This window comes from Streptomyces canarius, from assembly GCF_014650735.1.
GTDB lineage: Bacteria > Actinomycetota > Actinomycetes > Streptomycetales > Streptomycetaceae > Streptomyces > Streptomyces olivaceoviridis.
Map to the genome: position 1 here is coordinate 168,882 of NZ_BMVN01000007.1, position 15,176 is coordinate 184,057.

Annotated in this window: 15 protein-coding genes and 2 pseudogenes; 9 read left to right on the forward strand and 8 right to left on the reverse strand. The window is 74.3% G+C overall.

Annotated features, from left to right (window positions below):
* Positions 1-23: 23 nt before the first annotated feature.
* The 5 genes and pseudogenes from murJ to IE294_RS13045 all read right to left on the reverse strand — a co-directional run bounded on the left by murJ (position 24) and on the right by IE294_RS13045 (position 7,072).
* Positions 24-1,685 (reverse strand): murein biosynthesis integral membrane protein MurJ, encoded by a 1,662-nt coding sequence (gene murJ / locus IE294_RS13025; protein ID WP_189885501.1) that lies wholly within the window; start codon positions 1,683-1,685, stop codon positions 24-26.
* Positions 1,686-2,340: 655 nt separating this feature from the next.
* Entirely contained in the window at positions 2,341-3,711 is a 1,371-nt protein-coding gene (locus IE294_RS13030; protein ID WP_189885503.1) for an O-antigen ligase family protein, read from the reverse strand.
* A gap of 3 nt (positions 3,712-3,714) precedes the next feature.
* On the reverse strand, positions 3,715-5,136 hold the full coding sequence (locus IE294_RS13035; RefSeq protein ID WP_189885510.1) for an exopolysaccharide biosynthesis polyprenyl glycosylphosphotransferase: 1,422 nt from the start codon (positions 5,134-5,136) through the stop codon (positions 3,715-3,717).
* 392 nt (positions 5,137-5,528) lie between these two features.
* Positions 5,529-6,668, reverse strand: a pseudogene (locus IE294_RS13040) (glycosyltransferase); the annotation flags it as partial.
* A gap of 56 nt (positions 6,669-6,724) precedes the next feature.
* Positions 6,725-7,072 carry a hypothetical protein gene (locus tag IE294_RS13045; RefSeq protein ID WP_189885512.1) on the reverse strand — a complete coding sequence of 116 codons (348 nt, stop codon included), beginning with the start codon at positions 7,070-7,072 and terminating at the stop codon, positions 6,725-6,727.
* Positions 7,073-7,286: 214 nt separating this feature from the next.
* Between IE294_RS13045 and IE294_RS13050 the strand changes: the two genes are divergently transcribed.
* Positions 7,287-7,526 carry a chaplin gene (locus IE294_RS13050; RefSeq protein WP_189885514.1) on the forward strand — a complete coding sequence of 80 codons (240 nt, stop codon included), beginning with the start codon at positions 7,287-7,289 and terminating at the stop codon, positions 7,524-7,526.
* Between the two features lie 600 nt (positions 7,527-8,126).
* Here IE294_RS13050 and IE294_RS13055 read toward each other — a convergent pair.
* Complete coding sequence (locus IE294_RS13055) at positions 8,127-8,819, reverse strand: hypothetical protein (RefSeq protein WP_229917146.1); 693 nt, start codon at positions 8,817-8,819, stop codon at positions 8,127-8,129.
* 94 nt (positions 8,820-8,913) lie between these two features.
* On the opposite strand from IE294_RS13055, the gene IE294_RS13060 reads away from it, so the two are divergent.
* The 7 genes and pseudogenes from IE294_RS13060 (at position 8,914) to IE294_RS13090 (ending at position 12,675) form a co-directional block, all read left to right on the forward strand.
* Positions 8,914-9,207 carry a hypothetical protein gene (locus IE294_RS13060; protein WP_189885518.1) on the forward strand — a complete coding sequence of 98 codons (294 nt, stop codon included), beginning with the start codon at positions 8,914-8,916 and terminating at the stop codon, positions 9,205-9,207.
* 146 nt (positions 9,208-9,353) lie between these two features.
* Positions 9,354-9,641 (forward strand): hypothetical protein, encoded by a 288-nt coding sequence (locus IE294_RS13065; RefSeq protein ID WP_189885520.1) that lies wholly within the window; start codon positions 9,354-9,356, stop codon positions 9,639-9,641.
* A 159-nt stretch (positions 9,642-9,800) separates the two neighbouring features.
* Positions 9,801-10,304, forward strand: coding sequence for a DUF5949 family protein (locus IE294_RS13070; RefSeq protein ID WP_189885522.1), 504 nt, complete (start codon positions 9,801-9,803; stop codon positions 10,302-10,304).
* Positions 10,276-10,554 (forward strand): annotated as a pseudogene (locus IE294_RS13075) (vitamin K epoxide reductase family protein); the annotation flags it as partial. The gene IE294_RS13070 and the pseudogene IE294_RS13075, both read left to right, overlap by 29 nt.
* Positions 10,555-10,717: 163 nt before the next feature.
* Positions 10,718-11,230: a hypothetical protein gene (locus tag IE294_RS13080; protein WP_189885524.1), complete on the forward strand. Its 513-nt coding sequence runs from the start codon at positions 10,718-10,720 to the stop codon at positions 11,228-11,230.
* A gap of 100 nt (positions 11,231-11,330) precedes the next feature.
* Positions 11,331-11,825, forward strand: a complete 495-nt coding sequence (locus IE294_RS13085) for a tyrosinase family oxidase copper chaperone (RefSeq protein WP_189885526.1) — start codon at positions 11,331-11,333, stop codon at positions 11,823-11,825.
* On the forward strand, positions 11,809-12,675 hold the full coding sequence (locus IE294_RS13090; protein ID WP_189885528.1) for a tyrosinase family protein: 867 nt from the start codon (positions 11,809-11,811) through the stop codon (positions 12,673-12,675). Before IE294_RS13085 ends, IE294_RS13090 begins: the two co-directional genes overlap by 17 nt.
* Positions 12,676-12,790: 115 nt before the next feature.
* Here IE294_RS13090 and IE294_RS13095 read toward each other — a convergent pair whose 3' ends face one another.
* The gene (locus tag IE294_RS13095; RefSeq protein WP_189885530.1) at positions 12,791-13,105 is read right to left on the reverse strand and encodes a chaplin; all 315 of its coding nucleotides are present in this window, start codon (positions 13,103-13,105) and stop codon (positions 12,791-12,793) included.
* 210 nt (positions 13,106-13,315) lie between these two features.
* Here IE294_RS13095 and IE294_RS13100 point away from each other — a divergent pair, with 210 nt between their 5' ends.
* Positions 13,316-13,906: a DUF2087 domain-containing protein gene (locus IE294_RS13100; RefSeq protein ID WP_189885532.1), complete on the forward strand. Its 591-nt coding sequence runs from the start codon at positions 13,316-13,318 to the stop codon at positions 13,904-13,906.
* A gap of 12 nt (positions 13,907-13,918) precedes the next feature.
* On the opposite strand, the gene IE294_RS13105 is transcribed toward IE294_RS13100, so the two are convergent.
* A complete protein-coding gene (locus IE294_RS13105) occupies positions 13,919-14,878 on the reverse strand; it encodes a D-2-hydroxyacid dehydrogenase family protein (protein WP_189885534.1) in 960 nt (319 codons plus the stop codon).
* Positions 14,879-15,176 lie beyond the last annotated feature (298 nt).

A 15,176-nucleotide genomic window follows, 5' to 3' on the forward strand; every position in this document is an offset into this window, starting at 1 on the left:
GGTGCCGAGTGGGGGCCGGGGACTCAACGAAGGGCGGCATGGGCGAGCTTTCGGGTGAGGGTGCGTACGGAACGGAGTGCGGGGGCGAAGCCCTGGGCGCCCAGCGCCCAGCCGAGCAGGACGAACACGACGGTCACCGTGGCTCCGCCGGCGGCCAGCCCGGCGAGCGGGCCCGCCGGTATGCTCCCCACGAATCCGCCGGCCACGGTGGCCACCGTCGCCGCCCGCAGCGGCCGGCTCAGCTCGCGCAGCACCGGCCCGGTCCGGATGGGCACGCTGCGGCGCCGCATCCCGGCGAGGAGCAGGACGGCGGTGAGGGTGATGCCCGTGGCGTTCGCGGCGGCGATCCCGGTGACCCCCCAGGGCCCCAGCGTCCAGGCACCGGTCCAGGAGGTCGCGACGATGCCCGCGGCCATGGCGGCCACCGGGTACCAGGCGGCGCGGCCCGCCGAGAAGTAGGAGCGGACCAGGACGCCGGTCAGCGTCTGGCCGAGCAGACCGAGCGCGTAGACCCGCATCACACCGGCGGTCGCCGCGGTGTCCCGGGCCGTGAACGCGCCGCGCTGGAACAACAGCCCGATCAGTTGCGGGGCACAGGCCACGACGGCCGCCGTGCCGAGCAGCACCAGACAGCCGGCCAGCGCCAGATCCCGCTCCACCCGGTCCCGGGCCCGCTCCGTGTCGCCGTCGGCCAGCGCCCGCGCCACCACCGGGAAGGTGACCGTGCACAGCATCATCGACAACGTCATCGGGATCTGCGCGACCTTCTGCGCGTAGTTCAGGTGCGAGATGGCCCCGGCGGGCAGTTCGGAGGCGAGGAACCGTTCGATCAGCACCTGCGACTGCCGGCACAGCGCGAACAGCAGCACGGTGGCCAGCAGCGGCACCGCCAGCGGCTGCGCGACGGCGGCGGCCCCGGCGTCCGTTCCGCCGGTCCGGCGGCGACGCAACTGCCGTACCAGGGGCGGGAGCTGGACCAGCACCATCAGACAGCCGCCCGCCGCCACCCCGAACGCGGCCGACCGCACGCCCCACCGGCCACCGAGCGCGTACATCGCCGTGATGATGCCGACGTTGTACGCGAGGTAGATCGCGGCCGGTGCCAGGAAGCGGCGGTGGGCCCTGAGGGCGGCGCTGGAGTACCCGGCGAGGCCGAAGCTCAGCACACAGGTCGCGGTGAGCCGGGTGCAGTCCACGGCGAGAGCGGGGTCGGGCAGTCCCGGCGCGAGCACGGCGACGAACTGCGGCGCGGCCACCGCGAGCAGCGCCCCGACCGCCGTGAATCCCAGGGCCAGCCGGGGCAGGGTGCCGGCCACCAGCGACCGCACCGGATCCCCCGGCGCGCCCTGCGCGCGGCGGGCCAGGGCCATGCTGAACGCCGGGATCAGCGCGAAGGCCAGCCCGTCCTCGATCAGCAGCGTGGCCGCGAACTCCGGCACCGTCCAGGCGACCAGGAAGGCGTCCGTGTCCCGCCCGGCTCCGAACAGCCGGGCCAGCGACTGGTCCCGCACCAGCCCGAGCAGCGCCGCCGCCATGGAGAGCGAGGCGGTGACGAGAGTGGCCTGAGCGAGGAAACGCCGCGTGGGCGGCGCGTGTTCGGCAGGATCGGCAGGAAGGGACACCGGGGGGTGGAACGGCCCCGCCACCGTGGCCGCCTCGGCCGGCCGGGCGATGGGCAGGCTCACTCCCTGGCCACCACCTGCCGGTCCCACACCGAACGCCGGCCGGGACGGCGCGGACGGCCCGGGTTGCGGGTTCGTGCCGAGCGTCGGCTGGGGCGGCTCGGGTTCGGGATCCGCGCCGAGCGTTGGCCGGGGTGGGCCGAGGTGCGGGTTCGTGCCGAGCGTTGGCTGGGGTGGGCCGAGGTGCGGGTTCGTGTCGGGTGTTGGCTGGGGCGGCTCGGGTTGCGGGTTCGTGTCGAGCGTTGGCTGGGGTGGGCCGAGGTGCGGGTTCGTGTCGGGTGTTGGCCGGGGTGGGCCGGGTTCTGGTTCCGTGCTGCGTTTCGGCCGGACCGGGCCGGGTTCCGGTCGTGCGCCGGGTGCCGGCCGGCCGGGTGCGTGCGCCTGCGGTCCGAGGCCGAGCACCGGTCGCCGGGGCGCGCTGGGTTCAGGGTCCGCGTGGAGCGCCGGTCGCCGGGACGCGTGGGCCTCTGGTTCCGGGTCGGGCGTCGGCCGGGGCGCGTTGGCTTCCGGTTCCGTGTCGAGCGTCGAGCGGAAGGGCGCGCCGGGTTCCGGGGCCGGCGTTCCGTCGGTTCTGGGCGGCATCATCGCGGCGGCCTCCGGGAGCGCGGCCGAGCGCGGAACGCGGCGGACGTGGGGGGCGTACAGGGCGCCGGCGCCGTCATCGCAGTACCGCCTCCCCGGGCCGGCTGCCCCGTCCGGCCGGTACGGCGGTGCGCTCCGCGGAGCCCACCTGGTCACCGCCGATCAGCGCCCACCAGGCGATCAGGCCGAAGCACACCGCCGTCAGCACGGTCGACGGGCCGCCGATGTCGGCGTACGCGAAGTCCACGAGCTGCCACACCAGCAACCCGCAGGCGACCAGCGCGCAGTCCAGGCCCCGGCCGCCGGACGCGCGGGTCCGGCACAGGCCGCGCAGCGCGCACACCAGCAGGGCGATCCAGCCGCCCGCGAGACACAGCAGCCCGATCAGGCCCTGTTCGCTGAGGACCAGCAGGTACATGTTGTGCGGCGACAGCAGCGGCTGCCGGCGGAACGCGGCTCCCGCGCCCTCGGTGTCGCTGCCCGAGGACAGCGCGAGCGAGGCGTACCCGTCGCGGTACTCGGGGAAGCCCTTCAGGCCGACGCCGGTCAGCGGGCGGTCGCGCCACATGGCGCCGGCCGCGGCCCACATCGTGTACCGGTCGGTGACCGACTGGTCGGGCGCGTCGGTGACCCGCGTGATGCTGTCGACCCGTTCCTGGAGCATCGCCGTACCCACCCCCAGCCCGCCCACCAGCACCACGCACGCGGCCACCGCCGCCGCGCCCACCTTCAGCGCCCGGCGCGGCCCGGACAGCACCAGTTGCACGGTGAGCGTGACCACGGTCGCGATCCAGGCGCCCCGGCTGAAGGACAGGGCGAGCGGCACCGACAGGGCCAGCGCGCAGCACACGGCGAGCGTCCGCTCCCGCGCCGAGGTCCGGCCGAGCGCCAGACCCACCGCGCACACCAGCCCGAACGACACCACCGTGGCCATGCCCATCACGTCCGACACCCCGAAGGTGCCGACCGCGCGGATGTCCTGGCCCTGGTAGGAGGCGCCGGTGCCGGTGGCGTACTGGTGCGTGCCGACCGCCCCCTGCCAGGCCCCGAGCGCCACGAACGACCAGGCCAGCAGCCGGAGGCCGGCCCGGTCACGGACGAGGAGCACGACGGCGGCCGGGACCAGGACGAAGACCTGGAGGTAACGGCCGAGGCCGGTGAGCCCGGCGCCCGGCGAGAGCGCGTGCAGCGCGGCCAGCGCCAGACCGGGAACCGGCAGGCCGAGGAGGACCGCCGCGGTCCGGGTGAGCGGGCGGCGGCGCGCGCGCAGCAGCCGTACCCCGCAGAAGACGACGACCAGCGCGGACACCGCGTCGGCGGGACCCGCGCCGCCCTCCTCACCGGGGGCGACGGGCAGCGCGAGCAGCGCGACGACGGCCACCACTGGCAGCACCGGCAGCACCGGGGACAGCCGAGCGGGGTGCCGGAGCGGCAGGGGGAGGACCATCGGTCAGCTCCCCGTGGACCGCACCAGCGCGGCGGCGGTGCGCAGCAGGATGCAGACGTCCTGCCACAGCGACCAGTTGTCGATGTAGGCGTTGTCGAAACGGGCCCGGTCCTCGATCGAGGTGTCACCGCGCAGTCCGTTGATCTGGGCGAGCCCGGTGATGCCGGTCCGCATGCGGTGGCGGGCCGCGTACCCCGGGTAGGTCTGGCTGAACCGGGCGACGAAGTACGGCCGTTCGGGGCGCGGGCCGACCAGGCTCATGTCGCCGAGGAAGACGTTCCACAGCTGGAGCAGCTCGTCCAGCGACGCCTGCCGCAGGAACCGGCAGAACGGGTTCATCCTCCGCTCGCCGGCCACGCTCCACCGGGTGGCCGCCTCGTGCTCGTCGACCGGGCGGTGGGTGCGGAACTTCAGCAGCGTGAAGGGACGGCCGTTCTCGCCGATGCGCTCCTGCCGGAACACCACCCCGGGCCCGTCGGTGAGCCGCAGCACCACCGCGCACACCAGCAGCAGCGGGCTGACCAGCACCAGCAGCGCCCCGGACACCGCGATGTCCAGCAGCCGCTTGGCCACGCTCGTCCGCCGCCGCGCGCCCAGGTCCAGGCGGCGCACGGCGAACCCGGCGAGCCGGTCGCGCATCTCGTACGCCGGACTGTCCACGTCCACCTCCCACAGCGTGCAGCCGGACTCGGTGAGCGCCCGCAGCAGCGGCCCCTTCTCCGTGCGCACGGCCGGGTGGACGGTGAGGACGACCCGGACCCCGTTCTGGATGAGCGCCCGCTCCACCTCCTCACCGGTGGTGAGCACCGGCAGCCCGCCGGTGCCGTCCGGGTGTTCCGCGACCACGCCCACCGGCCGCACCCCGCAGCCCGGCCGGCGGAGCAGTGCGGCGGCCACCCGCTGCGCGGTCGCCGCGGGCCCGATCACCAGGGCGGGACGCGGGTGGCGGCGCAGTCCGACCCGGCGCCGCCAGTACACCGCGCCCCGGCCCGCACCGGCCGCCGCCGTGTGCAGCGCGCAGCCCAGCAGCAGGGTCCGGACGGTGAGGGCGCGCTCGGGGTCGTACGCGGCGAGCAGCGCGGCGAGGCCCAGCCAGGCCACCGCGATCCGCCCGCACACCACGGGGAGTTCGTCGAGCACACCGGGCACCGGCCGCGCGGGGTGCGGGCGCAGCAGCAGCGCGCCGGACACCAGCGCGGCGACGAGCACCGGCCGGCGGGCGGCCTCGTCCAGCGCGACCGCGCCCACCAGCGCGGCGAGCAGGTCGGCGGCGAGCAGCGGCAGCGGGGAGGCGGGCCGCGCGGGTGGGCGCCGCACCGGGAACCGGAAGCCGTCGGCGGTGCGGGCCGGCAACACCGAGACGGGCGAGAATCCGTGGTCCCATGGCTGCGAGCCGGGGGAGGGAACGGTGCTTTCCGCAGTCACGAGTGGATGGACTCCCTGCACTCGGAGGACACGAGCTGGGCTGCTTCACCGGCCCCGGATGGGCCGGCGGGACCGGGGCCCGGAGAGGCGGGGCCGGGTCCGGTGTCGGCGGTGCCGGGGGCTGGGGTGGCGGTGCCGGGAGGTGGGGCGGCGGGGTCGCGGCCTGCGTCGGCGGTGTTGGAGCCGGTGTCGGCGGTGCCGGGGTCCGTGTGGGTGGTGTCGGAGTCCGTGTCGGCGGTGCCGGGGCTCGGGGCCGCTGCGTCGGAGCCCGCATCGGTGCTGCCGAGGCTGCTGCCGGGGGTGTCGGTGGTGCCGGGGGCTGGGGCGGCGGGGTCGCGGCCTGTGTCAGCGGTGTTGGAGCCGGTGCCGGTGGTGTCGGAGTCCGTGTCGGCGGTGCCGAGGAGTTCGTCGTAGAGGGACGCGATCCGTTCGGCGGTGTGCCGTACGTCGTGCGCGGAGAGGATGTGCCGGCGGCCCTGGTCGCCGAGCCCCGCGCGCAGCGGTGGGTCGCACAGCAGCGCGGTGATCGCGCCGGCCAGCGCCGCGGGGTCCTCCGGCGGTACCAGGCAGTGCGCGGCGAGTGCCGGCGGCAGGCTCTCGCGGGCGCCGTCGACGTCGGTGACGACGACGGGGGTGCCGCAGCCCAGCGCCTCCAGCGGGGCGAGCGCCATGCCTTCCCAGCGCGAGGGGAGCACCACCAGGTCGGCGGCCCGGTACCAGGGCACGGGGTCGGCCACGGCACCGGTGAACTGCACCGAGGGGGGCGCCTGTTGGCGTAAGCCCTCCCGGTCCGGGCCGTCACCGACCAGCACCAGCCTCGCCCGGGGCAGCACGCCGAGGACGTCCTGCCAGGCGCGCAGCAGGACGTCCTGACCCTTCTGCCGGCAGAGGCGGCCCACACAGACGACGAGGGGGCGGTCTTCGGCGTCGACGGGGCGACCGTGGCCGTCCGTCACGGGAGTCGAGGGAGTGCCGCCGGCCGGAGCCGGTGCGAAACGGGTCGTGTCGATGCCGTTCGGGATGACCACGTACGCCGCGCGTACCCCGGCGCGCAGACCTGTCGCACGCTCCGCCTCGCTGACGCACACCACCCGGTCCGCCCAGCGCGCCCCCCACCGCTCCCAGCGCAGGGCGAGCCCCGCGGTGAGGCCGCCGACCGCCTCGAAGGACCAGGCGTGCGGCTGGAACACGGTCGGGACACGCCCGCGGACGGCGAGCCGCGCGGCCAGGCCGGCCTTCGCACTGTGTGCGTGCACCAGTTCGGGCCGTACCTCGTCGATCAGGCGTACGAGCCGCCGTACCTCGCCCCGCAGAGTGGGACCCGGGGACCGGCTCGCCCGCCAGTTCCGGACGTCGGCGCCCAGTTCCCGCAGGTCGGCGGCGAGTGCGCCGCCCGGGCAGGCCACCGTGACCCGCAGGCCCGCCGCGAGCTGGGCGCGGGCCAGGTCGAGCACGACCCGGGCGGCGCCGCCGTCGACGGGTTGCGTGAGGTGCAGGACCCGGGGTCGAAGGCCGGGTGCTGGATGGTGCATTCGCGGGTTCCTCGCTCACGGGGGCGCTCTGGGGACTGCGGTCGTGAACGCGCCTGTTACCTCCGGGCGTTCGCAGCGGCGAAGAGCACGCCGGCCCGTGCCGCGTCCGCGTGGGAAACGAGCCGGATGCCCGGCTGGTCACCACCCCGTCGCGGAGCCCGGCCGAGATCGCACCCGTCGCCGCCGTGGCCGAGCGTGTCGGCGTAGGCCGGAACCCGCCGGGCGGGCACGTCACCCGGTGCGATGACCGTGGAGTCGGGTACGTCGTCCGCAGGAGCAGCGGGGTCGTGCCGTGCGACGGGCGTACGCCGGGGGCCGGGGGAGAGCGTGAGCGTCTCGCGGGAGGGGAGGGCGGCGGAGGCGCCCGCCGTCGTACGCAGCAGCGGACCCGGGAACTTGCGCATGACGGCGGAGCCCTTTCACACGTGCTGGAGAGGGTCGCAACTCTAGCGGCTAACCGGACTAATCATCAGAAACTGCTCAAGTGTGTCGGAGTTGTGAAGGCGTGTCGTTCGCACGTCACTCCATTGGCGGCACAACCCCGGGGAGCGCCAGGCGTTGACACAACGCCGGGCATCCCGCCCGGATGTTTGTGTCGATCCCAAGGAGCACCTCTCCATGTCGCGTATCGCGAAGGGCCTGGTCCTGACCTCCGCCGCCGTCGCGGCCGTCGCCGGCGGTGCCGGCGTGGCCTCCGCCGATGCCGGTGCGGGCGCACTCGCCGCCGGCTCGCCCGGTGTGCTGTCGGGCAACGCCGTTCAGGTCCCGATCCACGTGCCGGTCAACGTGTGCGGTAACACGGTGGACGTCATCGCGCTGCTGAACCCGGCGTTCGGCAGCACCTGCGTCAGCGACTGACGTCAGGGCGCAACCCTTCGGCCGGCCGCCCGTCCCGCTCGTCCGTCGCGGGGTGGACGGCCGGTTTTGTGGCCCCCAGACGGGTCACAGCACGTAGGTGAGCGGTTGCGGTGGGCGATCGGTGAATCGACGGTGGGGTCAGGTCCCACTGTTCACCGAAAGGAACACCATGCGTGATCTGCCTGCCCGGCGTCTCGCGTCCACCGTCCTCTGCGCGTCCGTCCTGGTCGGGATCACCGGCCCGATCGCGGTCGCCGCCGACACGGCCCGGGAGCATGACCGTGCCGCCTCCCGGGCGCCCGTCTCGGCAGCGCAGAAGGACACACTGCTCGCCCAGGTCAGAGCGCTGGGCAACGCGGACTCCGCACTCGGTCCGGTCGTCGATCTGCTCAACCGGTCGCTGGAGCGGGGCAAGCTCCCCGCCGACGAGGCCAGGCGACTGGGCGAGGCGGCGAAGGCGGCCGTCGCCAAGGCCGCCACCGACCCGAAACCGGCCACCCCGATGACAGCGGCGGTCCACCCGGCAGCCGTCCAGCCCACGGCGGCGACACCCGCGAAGCCTGCGGCGGCGACGCCTACGACGCCCGCGAAGCCTGCGGCTCAGACGACGCCCACGACAGCGGCGAAGCCGGCCACCGAACCGACGGCCACTCCTACGACGGCGGCGAAACCTACGGCGGCCACGCCTACGACGGCGGCGAAACCTACGGCGGCCACGCCCGCGAACACGGCGAAGCCCGCGGCACCTACGGCTCCCGCGGCGTCCACGGCACCGGCGAAGCCGACGGCGGCTACGCCCACGGCGTCTGCGTCTTCGGCGTCTTCGGCGGCTTCCGCGAAGCCCACGGCGTCCGCGTCTCCGGCGAGTTCCGCCAAGCCCGCGGCCCCCTCGGCGCCCGCCAAGCCGGCAGCGGCCACCACGTCCGCGGCCCCCGCCAAGCCCGCGGCCCCCGCGTCCCCGGCGACCTCGGCCAAGCCCGCCGCGCCCACCGCCCCGGCCTCTTCGACGACCTCGGCCAAGCCCGCGGCAGCCACCGTACCCGTGACTTCCTCCACGTCATCGACGAAGCCCGCCGCCCCCACGTCCCCCGCCGCCCCCACGGCATCGGCCTCTTCGACGGCTGCCGCCAAGCCCGCGGTCCCCACCGCCCCGGCCGCGTCCTCGACTTCGTCGGCGTCCGCCAAGCCGTCCGCGCCCACGGCCTCCGCCGCGCCCACCGCCCCCGCGTCTCCCGCGACCTCCGCCAAGCCCGCCGCGCCCACCGCCGCCGCCGTACCGAGCACCCCGGTCAAGCCCGCGGCCTCCACGGCACCCACCACCCCCGCGGCCTCCACCGCTCCCACCACCCCCGCGTCGCCGGTCGCTCACGCGGCCCCCGCCGTCCCGGTGGCCCTGGCCGCGCGGGCGGCCACGTGGCACGGCGGCATCGCCAAGCTGCCCTCCTCCCGCGACCTGACCAGTGACGCGCTCTCCTCCCTCCAGGCCGCGATCGACAACCTGGTGAAGGCGGTCACCGAGCAGCTCGACCAGATCCTGTCGTCCGCCGGCGACGTGGTGTCCGGCCTGGTCGACCTGCTGGGGACGACCCTCCTCGGCAAGGACGCGCCCGCCCCCGGCGTGGAATCCCTGCCCTCCCTGCCCAGCCTCCCCGTGGAGTCGAGCCAGCCGACGGCCGGCTGACGCTGACGTGGGGAATTACCTGGACCCTGGGACCGTACGGCAATTTCATATGTCTTCTCGGTGCGGGGTTTCCGCCCCGGCCGGACATCGTTAGGCAGGGCGTCAGAATTCCCGGGGTGACGTGAGTTGCCGAAGAAAGGAACACGATGAAGTCCCTGAAGGCCGCCGTCGTTGTCGCCGGTTCCGTGGCCCTTGCCGGCGTCGCCGCACCCGCGTTCGCCTACGACGCCCGGCACCTGCCGCCGATGAGCCTCAACGGCGCGCTCGCCGAGCTGGCCGAGAAGCCGCCCGCCGTGCGGGATCTGATGCCGTTGCAGCACCAGTCGGACGCGCTGAACACGGAGAACAAGGACTCCGTGCTCAGCAGCGTGAAGGGCGCCACCACCACCCTCAACCAGCGGGGGCTGCTCGGCGGCCTGCCCCTGCGACGCTGACGCCCGCGCGCCCGTCAGGGCCGGTACCGCACCCGTGCGGACCGGCCCTGACGCGTGCCGGGGACCCCGTCCCCCGATCGTGTGGAGCGACCCCGGGCGCTGCTCCGGAAGGGTGAGAAGCCGCCGGGTGACGCCCCGGCCCGTCGATATGGTCGCGCGGTGACCTCAGTATCCAGCGAAATCCGCCCCTTCCGCGCCGCCGACCTCGGCACGCTCGCCCTGCTCGCCTGGATGGCCAGGAACGAGGAGGGCGACGGCAGGACGCCGTGTCTCCTCGCCTGCTCGCTGGGCGACGGCCCGGACGGCCCGGAGGCCGCGTCCGCCGCCGTGGCCCGGCTCCTCGACGAGATGGGCCTGCCCGTGGGCGGCGACCCGGTCGACGGCACCACCCGGCCGAGCCTGAAGGTCAGCATGCTGGTCGTCGCGGGCCAGATCGTCGTGCAGATGCCGCACGTCACCACCCAGGTCACCCCGCCGGCGGAGTGGCTGAAGGCGGTCGGGAAACTCGGTTACACCTACTTCATGTTCACGACGCGCGTCTGCCCCACGACGGGCCCCCGCCGGCCGGTCGAGGGCGCGGAGCTGGCCGCGTTCGCGGGATCCCCGGAAACGACGAACGCCGCCGCGCACGCCTATCTGCCGGCCCGCAGCCTGCGCGTCTGATGCCCCACGAGGCCGGCAGCCCAGCCGCGGTGCCGCCCTGCCGGCCTCGTGGAACATCACCCTGAGGAGCGCGCAGGCGTCGGTCTTCGGCTTCCCCGACCCAATGCTGGGCCTGGCGGCCTACGGCGTCGTCGCCCGCGTCGGCATGAGCCTGCCGGCCGACGCCCGCTTCCCCGGCTGGTATTGGCTGCTGTTCGAGGCCGGATGCCTGTTCGGCGCCGGGTTCGTGTCCTGGTTGCAGTTCGAGTCGCCGTGCTGACCCGCTGGTGGGACTTCTGGACGAGCTGACCGAGGAGCCGACCGATGGGCTGACTATTACGGCACTCGGGCGAATTGCGAAATGAAGGCGTTTTCCACTCGTTACGCGGTACGGACGTCGAACACCCCGCATCCTGAAAGGGACCGTACCTGACATGAAGCCGACCACCCGAGGAACCCTTGCCGCCGTCGTCACGGGCGTCGCGGCCGCCGTGGGGGCCGCCGCCCCGGCCGCGGCGGCCGGTACGGTCCCCGTCCCCGTGCCCCTGGGCGGTGTCTCGACGGCGCTCGGCATGGAGGTGCCGAGGCTCGGCGCCGAGCTGCCGCTGCCGAAGCCGGGCGCCCCCGACGGACCCCGGTACGTCACCGGCCGGCTCCTCCCCGACCGGACCGTGCCCCAGCTGCCGGTGACCAGTGGGCTGCCCGGCCTGGACGCCAGGGCTCCGCTGCCGCACCTCCTGGGCGACGGCTTCGACCACCTCGACGCCGACGCGCCCGCCGGCGACCTGCGGGCCCTCGCCCCCGGCCTGTCCCTCGACGCCCCCTTGACCGCGCCCGACGGGAACAACTTCGGCCTCCCCGGCGCCAAGCTGCCCCAGGCCGGTGTCCTCGCCCCGGTCCTCCAGACCGTCGCCGGCGGCAACCTGGGCACGGGCCCGGGACTGTAGCCGGGCACGGCCGTACCCGCCGTACGGCTCTGTTTCAGTGACCCCGCGCGCCCTCGGCCGGTTAGCCGGTACGGAATCTGATCCCGGACGAGGAGTGGGCATGGTCGTCGGTGTCGGCGCGGTGGCGGTCGGTGCGGAGCAGCAGGCCGGAACGGGAGCGGCGAGACCGTCCCGCAGGGAGGTGGCGCGGAGGCTGCTGGCCTCCACGGCGGCGCTGGGACTGGCCCCGGTCGTCGCCGCCTCCCGCCCCGCGCCGTCGGCCGGTGGGTCCGGCGGCAGCTCCTTCGACGAGACCTATCGGGGCCGCCGTATCCAGGGCGTCCTGGTACCGGCCGCGGGGCCCGAGGCGGACGGGGGCGAGTGGCGGATCACCGTCGACGGACGCCCGCTGCACCTGATGCGCCGGGCCGACGGCACCTGGCTCAGCATGGTCGACCACTACACGTCGTACCGGACACCGCTGGAGGCGACCCGGGCGGCCGTGGACGAGATCGGCCCGGGCCGGGAGCTGCGCGACCTCGCGCCGGGCCGGCTCACCGGTGGACAGCCGGGAGGGCACGCGCACACGGGGGGACAGCATGGCGTACGTGCGTAAGAACGTCAGCACGCTCACCGCGAGCGAGCGACGACGGTTCGTGAACGCGCTGCTCACGCTCAAACGGCGCGGCCAGTACGACGAGTTCGTGCGCCTGCACATCGACTTCTACACCACCGACGGCGAGAACGGCCTGCGCACGGCCCACATGGCGCCGTCCTTCCTGCCCTGGCACCGCAGGTTCCTGCTGGACCTGGAACGGGCGCTGCGCCGGATCGACTCGTCGGTGACGGTGCCGTACTGGGACTGGACCCGGGACCGTACGACGACCTCCGTGCCGTGGACGAAGGACCTGCTCGGCGGGAACGGGCGGCGCTCCGACCGGCAGGTGACGACCGGTCCGTTCGCCTATGCGGCGGGCCACTGGACCCTCAGGGAGGGCGTCACCGACGGCAAGTTCCTCACCCGGGACCTCGGCCGCTCGGCCGCCCCGCTCCAGCTTCCCACCCGGAGCGAGCTGGAGTGGGCGCTGGACGACCCCGTCTACGACGCCCGGCCCTGGGACTCCACCGTCCGCAAGGGCTTCCGCAACAAGCTGGAGGGCTGGGGGGCCGGCAGCGGCAGCGGCTCCTGGAAGAACCACAACCGGGTGCACCGCTGGGTCGGCGGCGCCATGCTCGGCGGCGCGTCCGTCAACGACCCGGTGTTCTGGCTGCACCACGCCTTCCTCGACCTCCAGTGGTACCGCTGGCAGCGGGCCCACCGCAGCCACCGCTACCTCCCGGCCGAGCCGCCCGGCGCCGCCGACGACCAGCACCAGCGGATCGTCGCCCGGCACGAGAAGCTGCCGCCGTGGGACGAGACACCGGACCAGTTGGAGGACGTGAGCCGGATCTACCGGTACGCCTGAGCGGCACGTGTCCGCACGCGGAAAGGACCCCGGCGCTCGGAGTGCCGGGGTCCTTTCCTGTGGTGGTGCCTGTCGTGTTGCGTGTGGCGCCTGTCGTGCTGTCGTGCCGGTCGGCTCAGTTGCCGTAGCCGTTGCCGTAGCCGTCGTGACCCGGGCCGGGCTTGGCGGGCTTGGCGGGCTTGCCCTTGTCGCTGTGGTTGACGCAGGCGTTGCCGAAGACCGGGTTCAGCACACCGACGACGTCGACGGTGTTTCCGCACACGTTGACCGGGATGTGCACCGGAACCTGGACCACGTTGCCGGACACCACGCCGGGCGAACCGGCGGCGCCGCCCTGAGCGCCCGCGTCGGCCAGGGCCAGTCCGGCGCCGCTGACCACCACGGCACCGGTGCCGAGAGCGACAGCGGCTGCCTTCGCGATGCGAGACATCACGTTCTCCTTTTTGTAGCTCGGAAAGCGCAGCGGCAAGCCCGCCGCCGCACTTCCCGTTCAACGGCGCCGCACGGGGCTGGTCACGGTGATCAGCGGCGGATCACCCTTTCAACGGCAGGGTGCTGTCGCTTCGACGGCAGGGTGCTGCCGCGCGGGGCCGGGGTTTATTCACGGGCGTCGGCCGGGGTCCGCCCCTACCCTCCGGGTATGGACACGGACAACGTTCCCGACAGCGGTCCCGGCGACGGTCCGGACGCCGGTGAGCGGTCGCGGCAGCTGATCGGTCTGCTCGCCGAGGAGAACAGGTTGCGGGCCTTCGCGGCGGTGGCGCTGGGCGCGCGGAGCACCCGGCAGGTCGCCGAGACGGCGGGCCTCACGCCCAAGGACACGGCCCTCGCCCTGCTCAGACTGCGCGAGCAGGGAGCCGTGACGGACGGACCGCAGGACGGCCTGGCCGTCGCCCACGACCTCCTGCGCGAACTGGCCCGCCCGCGGCGAACGGAGGGTTCCGCGCGCCCGGCCGCGGGCGATGTGGTGAGCACCTTCGTCCGGGACGGCCGTCTGCTGCGGCTGCCGGCCCAGTGGACCCGTAAGCAGCAGGTGCTGCGGCACATCGCGGAGCGGACCTTCGAGCCGGGGGTCGCCTACCCGGAGCGGGTCGTGAACGAGCGCCTGCGGGCCTGGTGCGAGGGCACCGACGAGATCGACCATGTGACGCTCCGGCGGTACCTCGTGGACCTGCGCGAACTACGCCGGAGCGAGGGCGTCTACGAACGCGTGCGACCCCGGCCCGCCTGACCGCTGTGGCCCTCAGGGCAGGCGTCGTACGGGGGAGCCCGCCAGATAGGCCTGGATGTCCTCCACGGCCTGGCCGTAGTACGTCGTGTAGTTGGCGTGGGAGACGTAGCCGAGGTGGGGCGTGGCGAGGAGGCGCGGCGCGGTACGCATCGGATGACCGGCCGGCAGCGGCTCGATGTCGAAGACGTCGACTCCGGCGCCGGCGATACGGCCTTCGTGCAGCGCGGCCAGCAGCGCGTCCTGGTCGACGATCGCGGCGCGGGAGGTGTTGACGAGGTAGGCGGTCGGTTTCATCAGGGCGAGTTCGGCGGCGCCGACGAGACCGCGGGTACGGTCGCCGAGGGCGAGGTGGACGGACACGAAGTCGCTGTCGCGGAGCAATTCCTCCTTGGACTCGGCGAGTTGGAGGCCCACCTCCTCGGCGCGCTCCTTGGTGAGGTTCTGGCTCCACGCGCTGACGCGCATGCCGAAGGCGAGGCCGACCTGGGCGACACGGCCGCCGATCTTCCCCAGCCCGAGCAGGCCCAGCCGGCGGCCGTGCAGATCGGCGCCGACGGTGGACTGCCAGGGCCCGTTGCCGCGCAGCGCGTTGTTCTCCTGGACGATCCCACGGGCGAGACCGAGCAGCAGCGCCCAGGTCAGCTCGACCGGCGGGGTGCTGGAACTCGCCGTACCGCACACGGTGACCCCGTGCGCCTCGGCGGCGGCGTAGTCGATGACGCTGTTGCGCATCCCGGAGGCGATGAGCAGTTTCAGCCGGGGGAGGCGGGCGATCAACGAGCCGGGGAAGGGGACGCGTTCGCGCAACGTCACGACGATGTCGTACTCGGCGAGCGCCGCGGCGACGGCGTCCTCTCCGTCGAGGTGCTCGCGCAGCGCGACGACCTCCACCTGCTCCTCGATCACCGACCAGTCGGCCAACCGGGTCGCCACACCCTGGAAGTCATCCAGCACCACACAGCGAAGCCGCACGCGATCTCCCTCCCGCGCGGCGACTCTAGCGCGCGCCTGCACACCCCTCCCAGCTGATCCCGCTGCACCCGACGCCCACTCTCACTTCCCCCTTCCTGCTCAGCCACGCCACACACCCCCACTGCATGAGGCCGCCCACACCGAGGGCCACGAGAACGGCTCCCCAGTCGATGACATGGGGAAGGCCGGGAAAGAACGCGAAGAACGCCAGGGCTCCCACGAGCCCCACCACAAACGCACCCCCACCGACCCACCGCCGGCGCACATCCTCCGCTTGCCCCCGCCCGGGGCCCCGCTC

What these genes read in the sequence shown, in the direction of transcription:
- IE294_RS13085 (WP_189885526.1), top strand. Translation starts at nt 11,331, where the DNA reads ATGGTCGTCGGTGTCGGCGCGGTGGCGGTCGGTGCGGAGCAGCAGGCC.
- IE294_RS13045 (WP_189885512.1), bottom strand. Translation starts at nt 7,072, where the DNA reads ATGCGCAAGTTCCCGGGTCCGCTGCTGCGTACGACGGCGGGCGCCTCC.
- IE294_RS13050 (WP_189885514.1), top strand. Translation starts at nt 7,287, where the DNA reads ATGTCGCGTATCGCGAAGGGCCTGGTCCTGACCTCCGCCGCCGTCGCG.
- IE294_RS13100 (WP_189885532.1), top strand. Translation starts at nt 13,316, where the DNA reads ATGGACACGGACAACGTTCCCGACAGCGGTCCCGGCGACGGTCCGGAC.
- IE294_RS13090 (WP_189885528.1), top strand. Translation starts at nt 11,809, where the DNA reads ATGGCGTACGTGCGTAAGAACGTCAGCACGCTCACCGCGAGCGAGCGA.
- IE294_RS13030 (WP_189885503.1), bottom strand. Translation starts at nt 3,711, where the DNA reads ATGGTCCTCCCCCTGCCGCTCCGGCACCCCGCTCGGCTGTCCCCGGTG.
- IE294_RS13065 (WP_189885520.1), top strand. Translation starts at nt 9,354, where the DNA reads ATGAAGTCCCTGAAGGCCGCCGTCGTTGTCGCCGGTTCCGTGGCCCTT.
- IE294_RS13095 (WP_189885530.1), bottom strand. Translation starts at nt 13,105, where the DNA reads ATGTCTCGCATCGCGAAGGCAGCCGCTGTCGCTCTCGGCACCGGTGCC.
- IE294_RS13080 (WP_189885524.1), top strand. Translation starts at nt 10,718, where the DNA reads ATGAAGCCGACCACCCGAGGAACCCTTGCCGCCGTCGTCACGGGCGTC.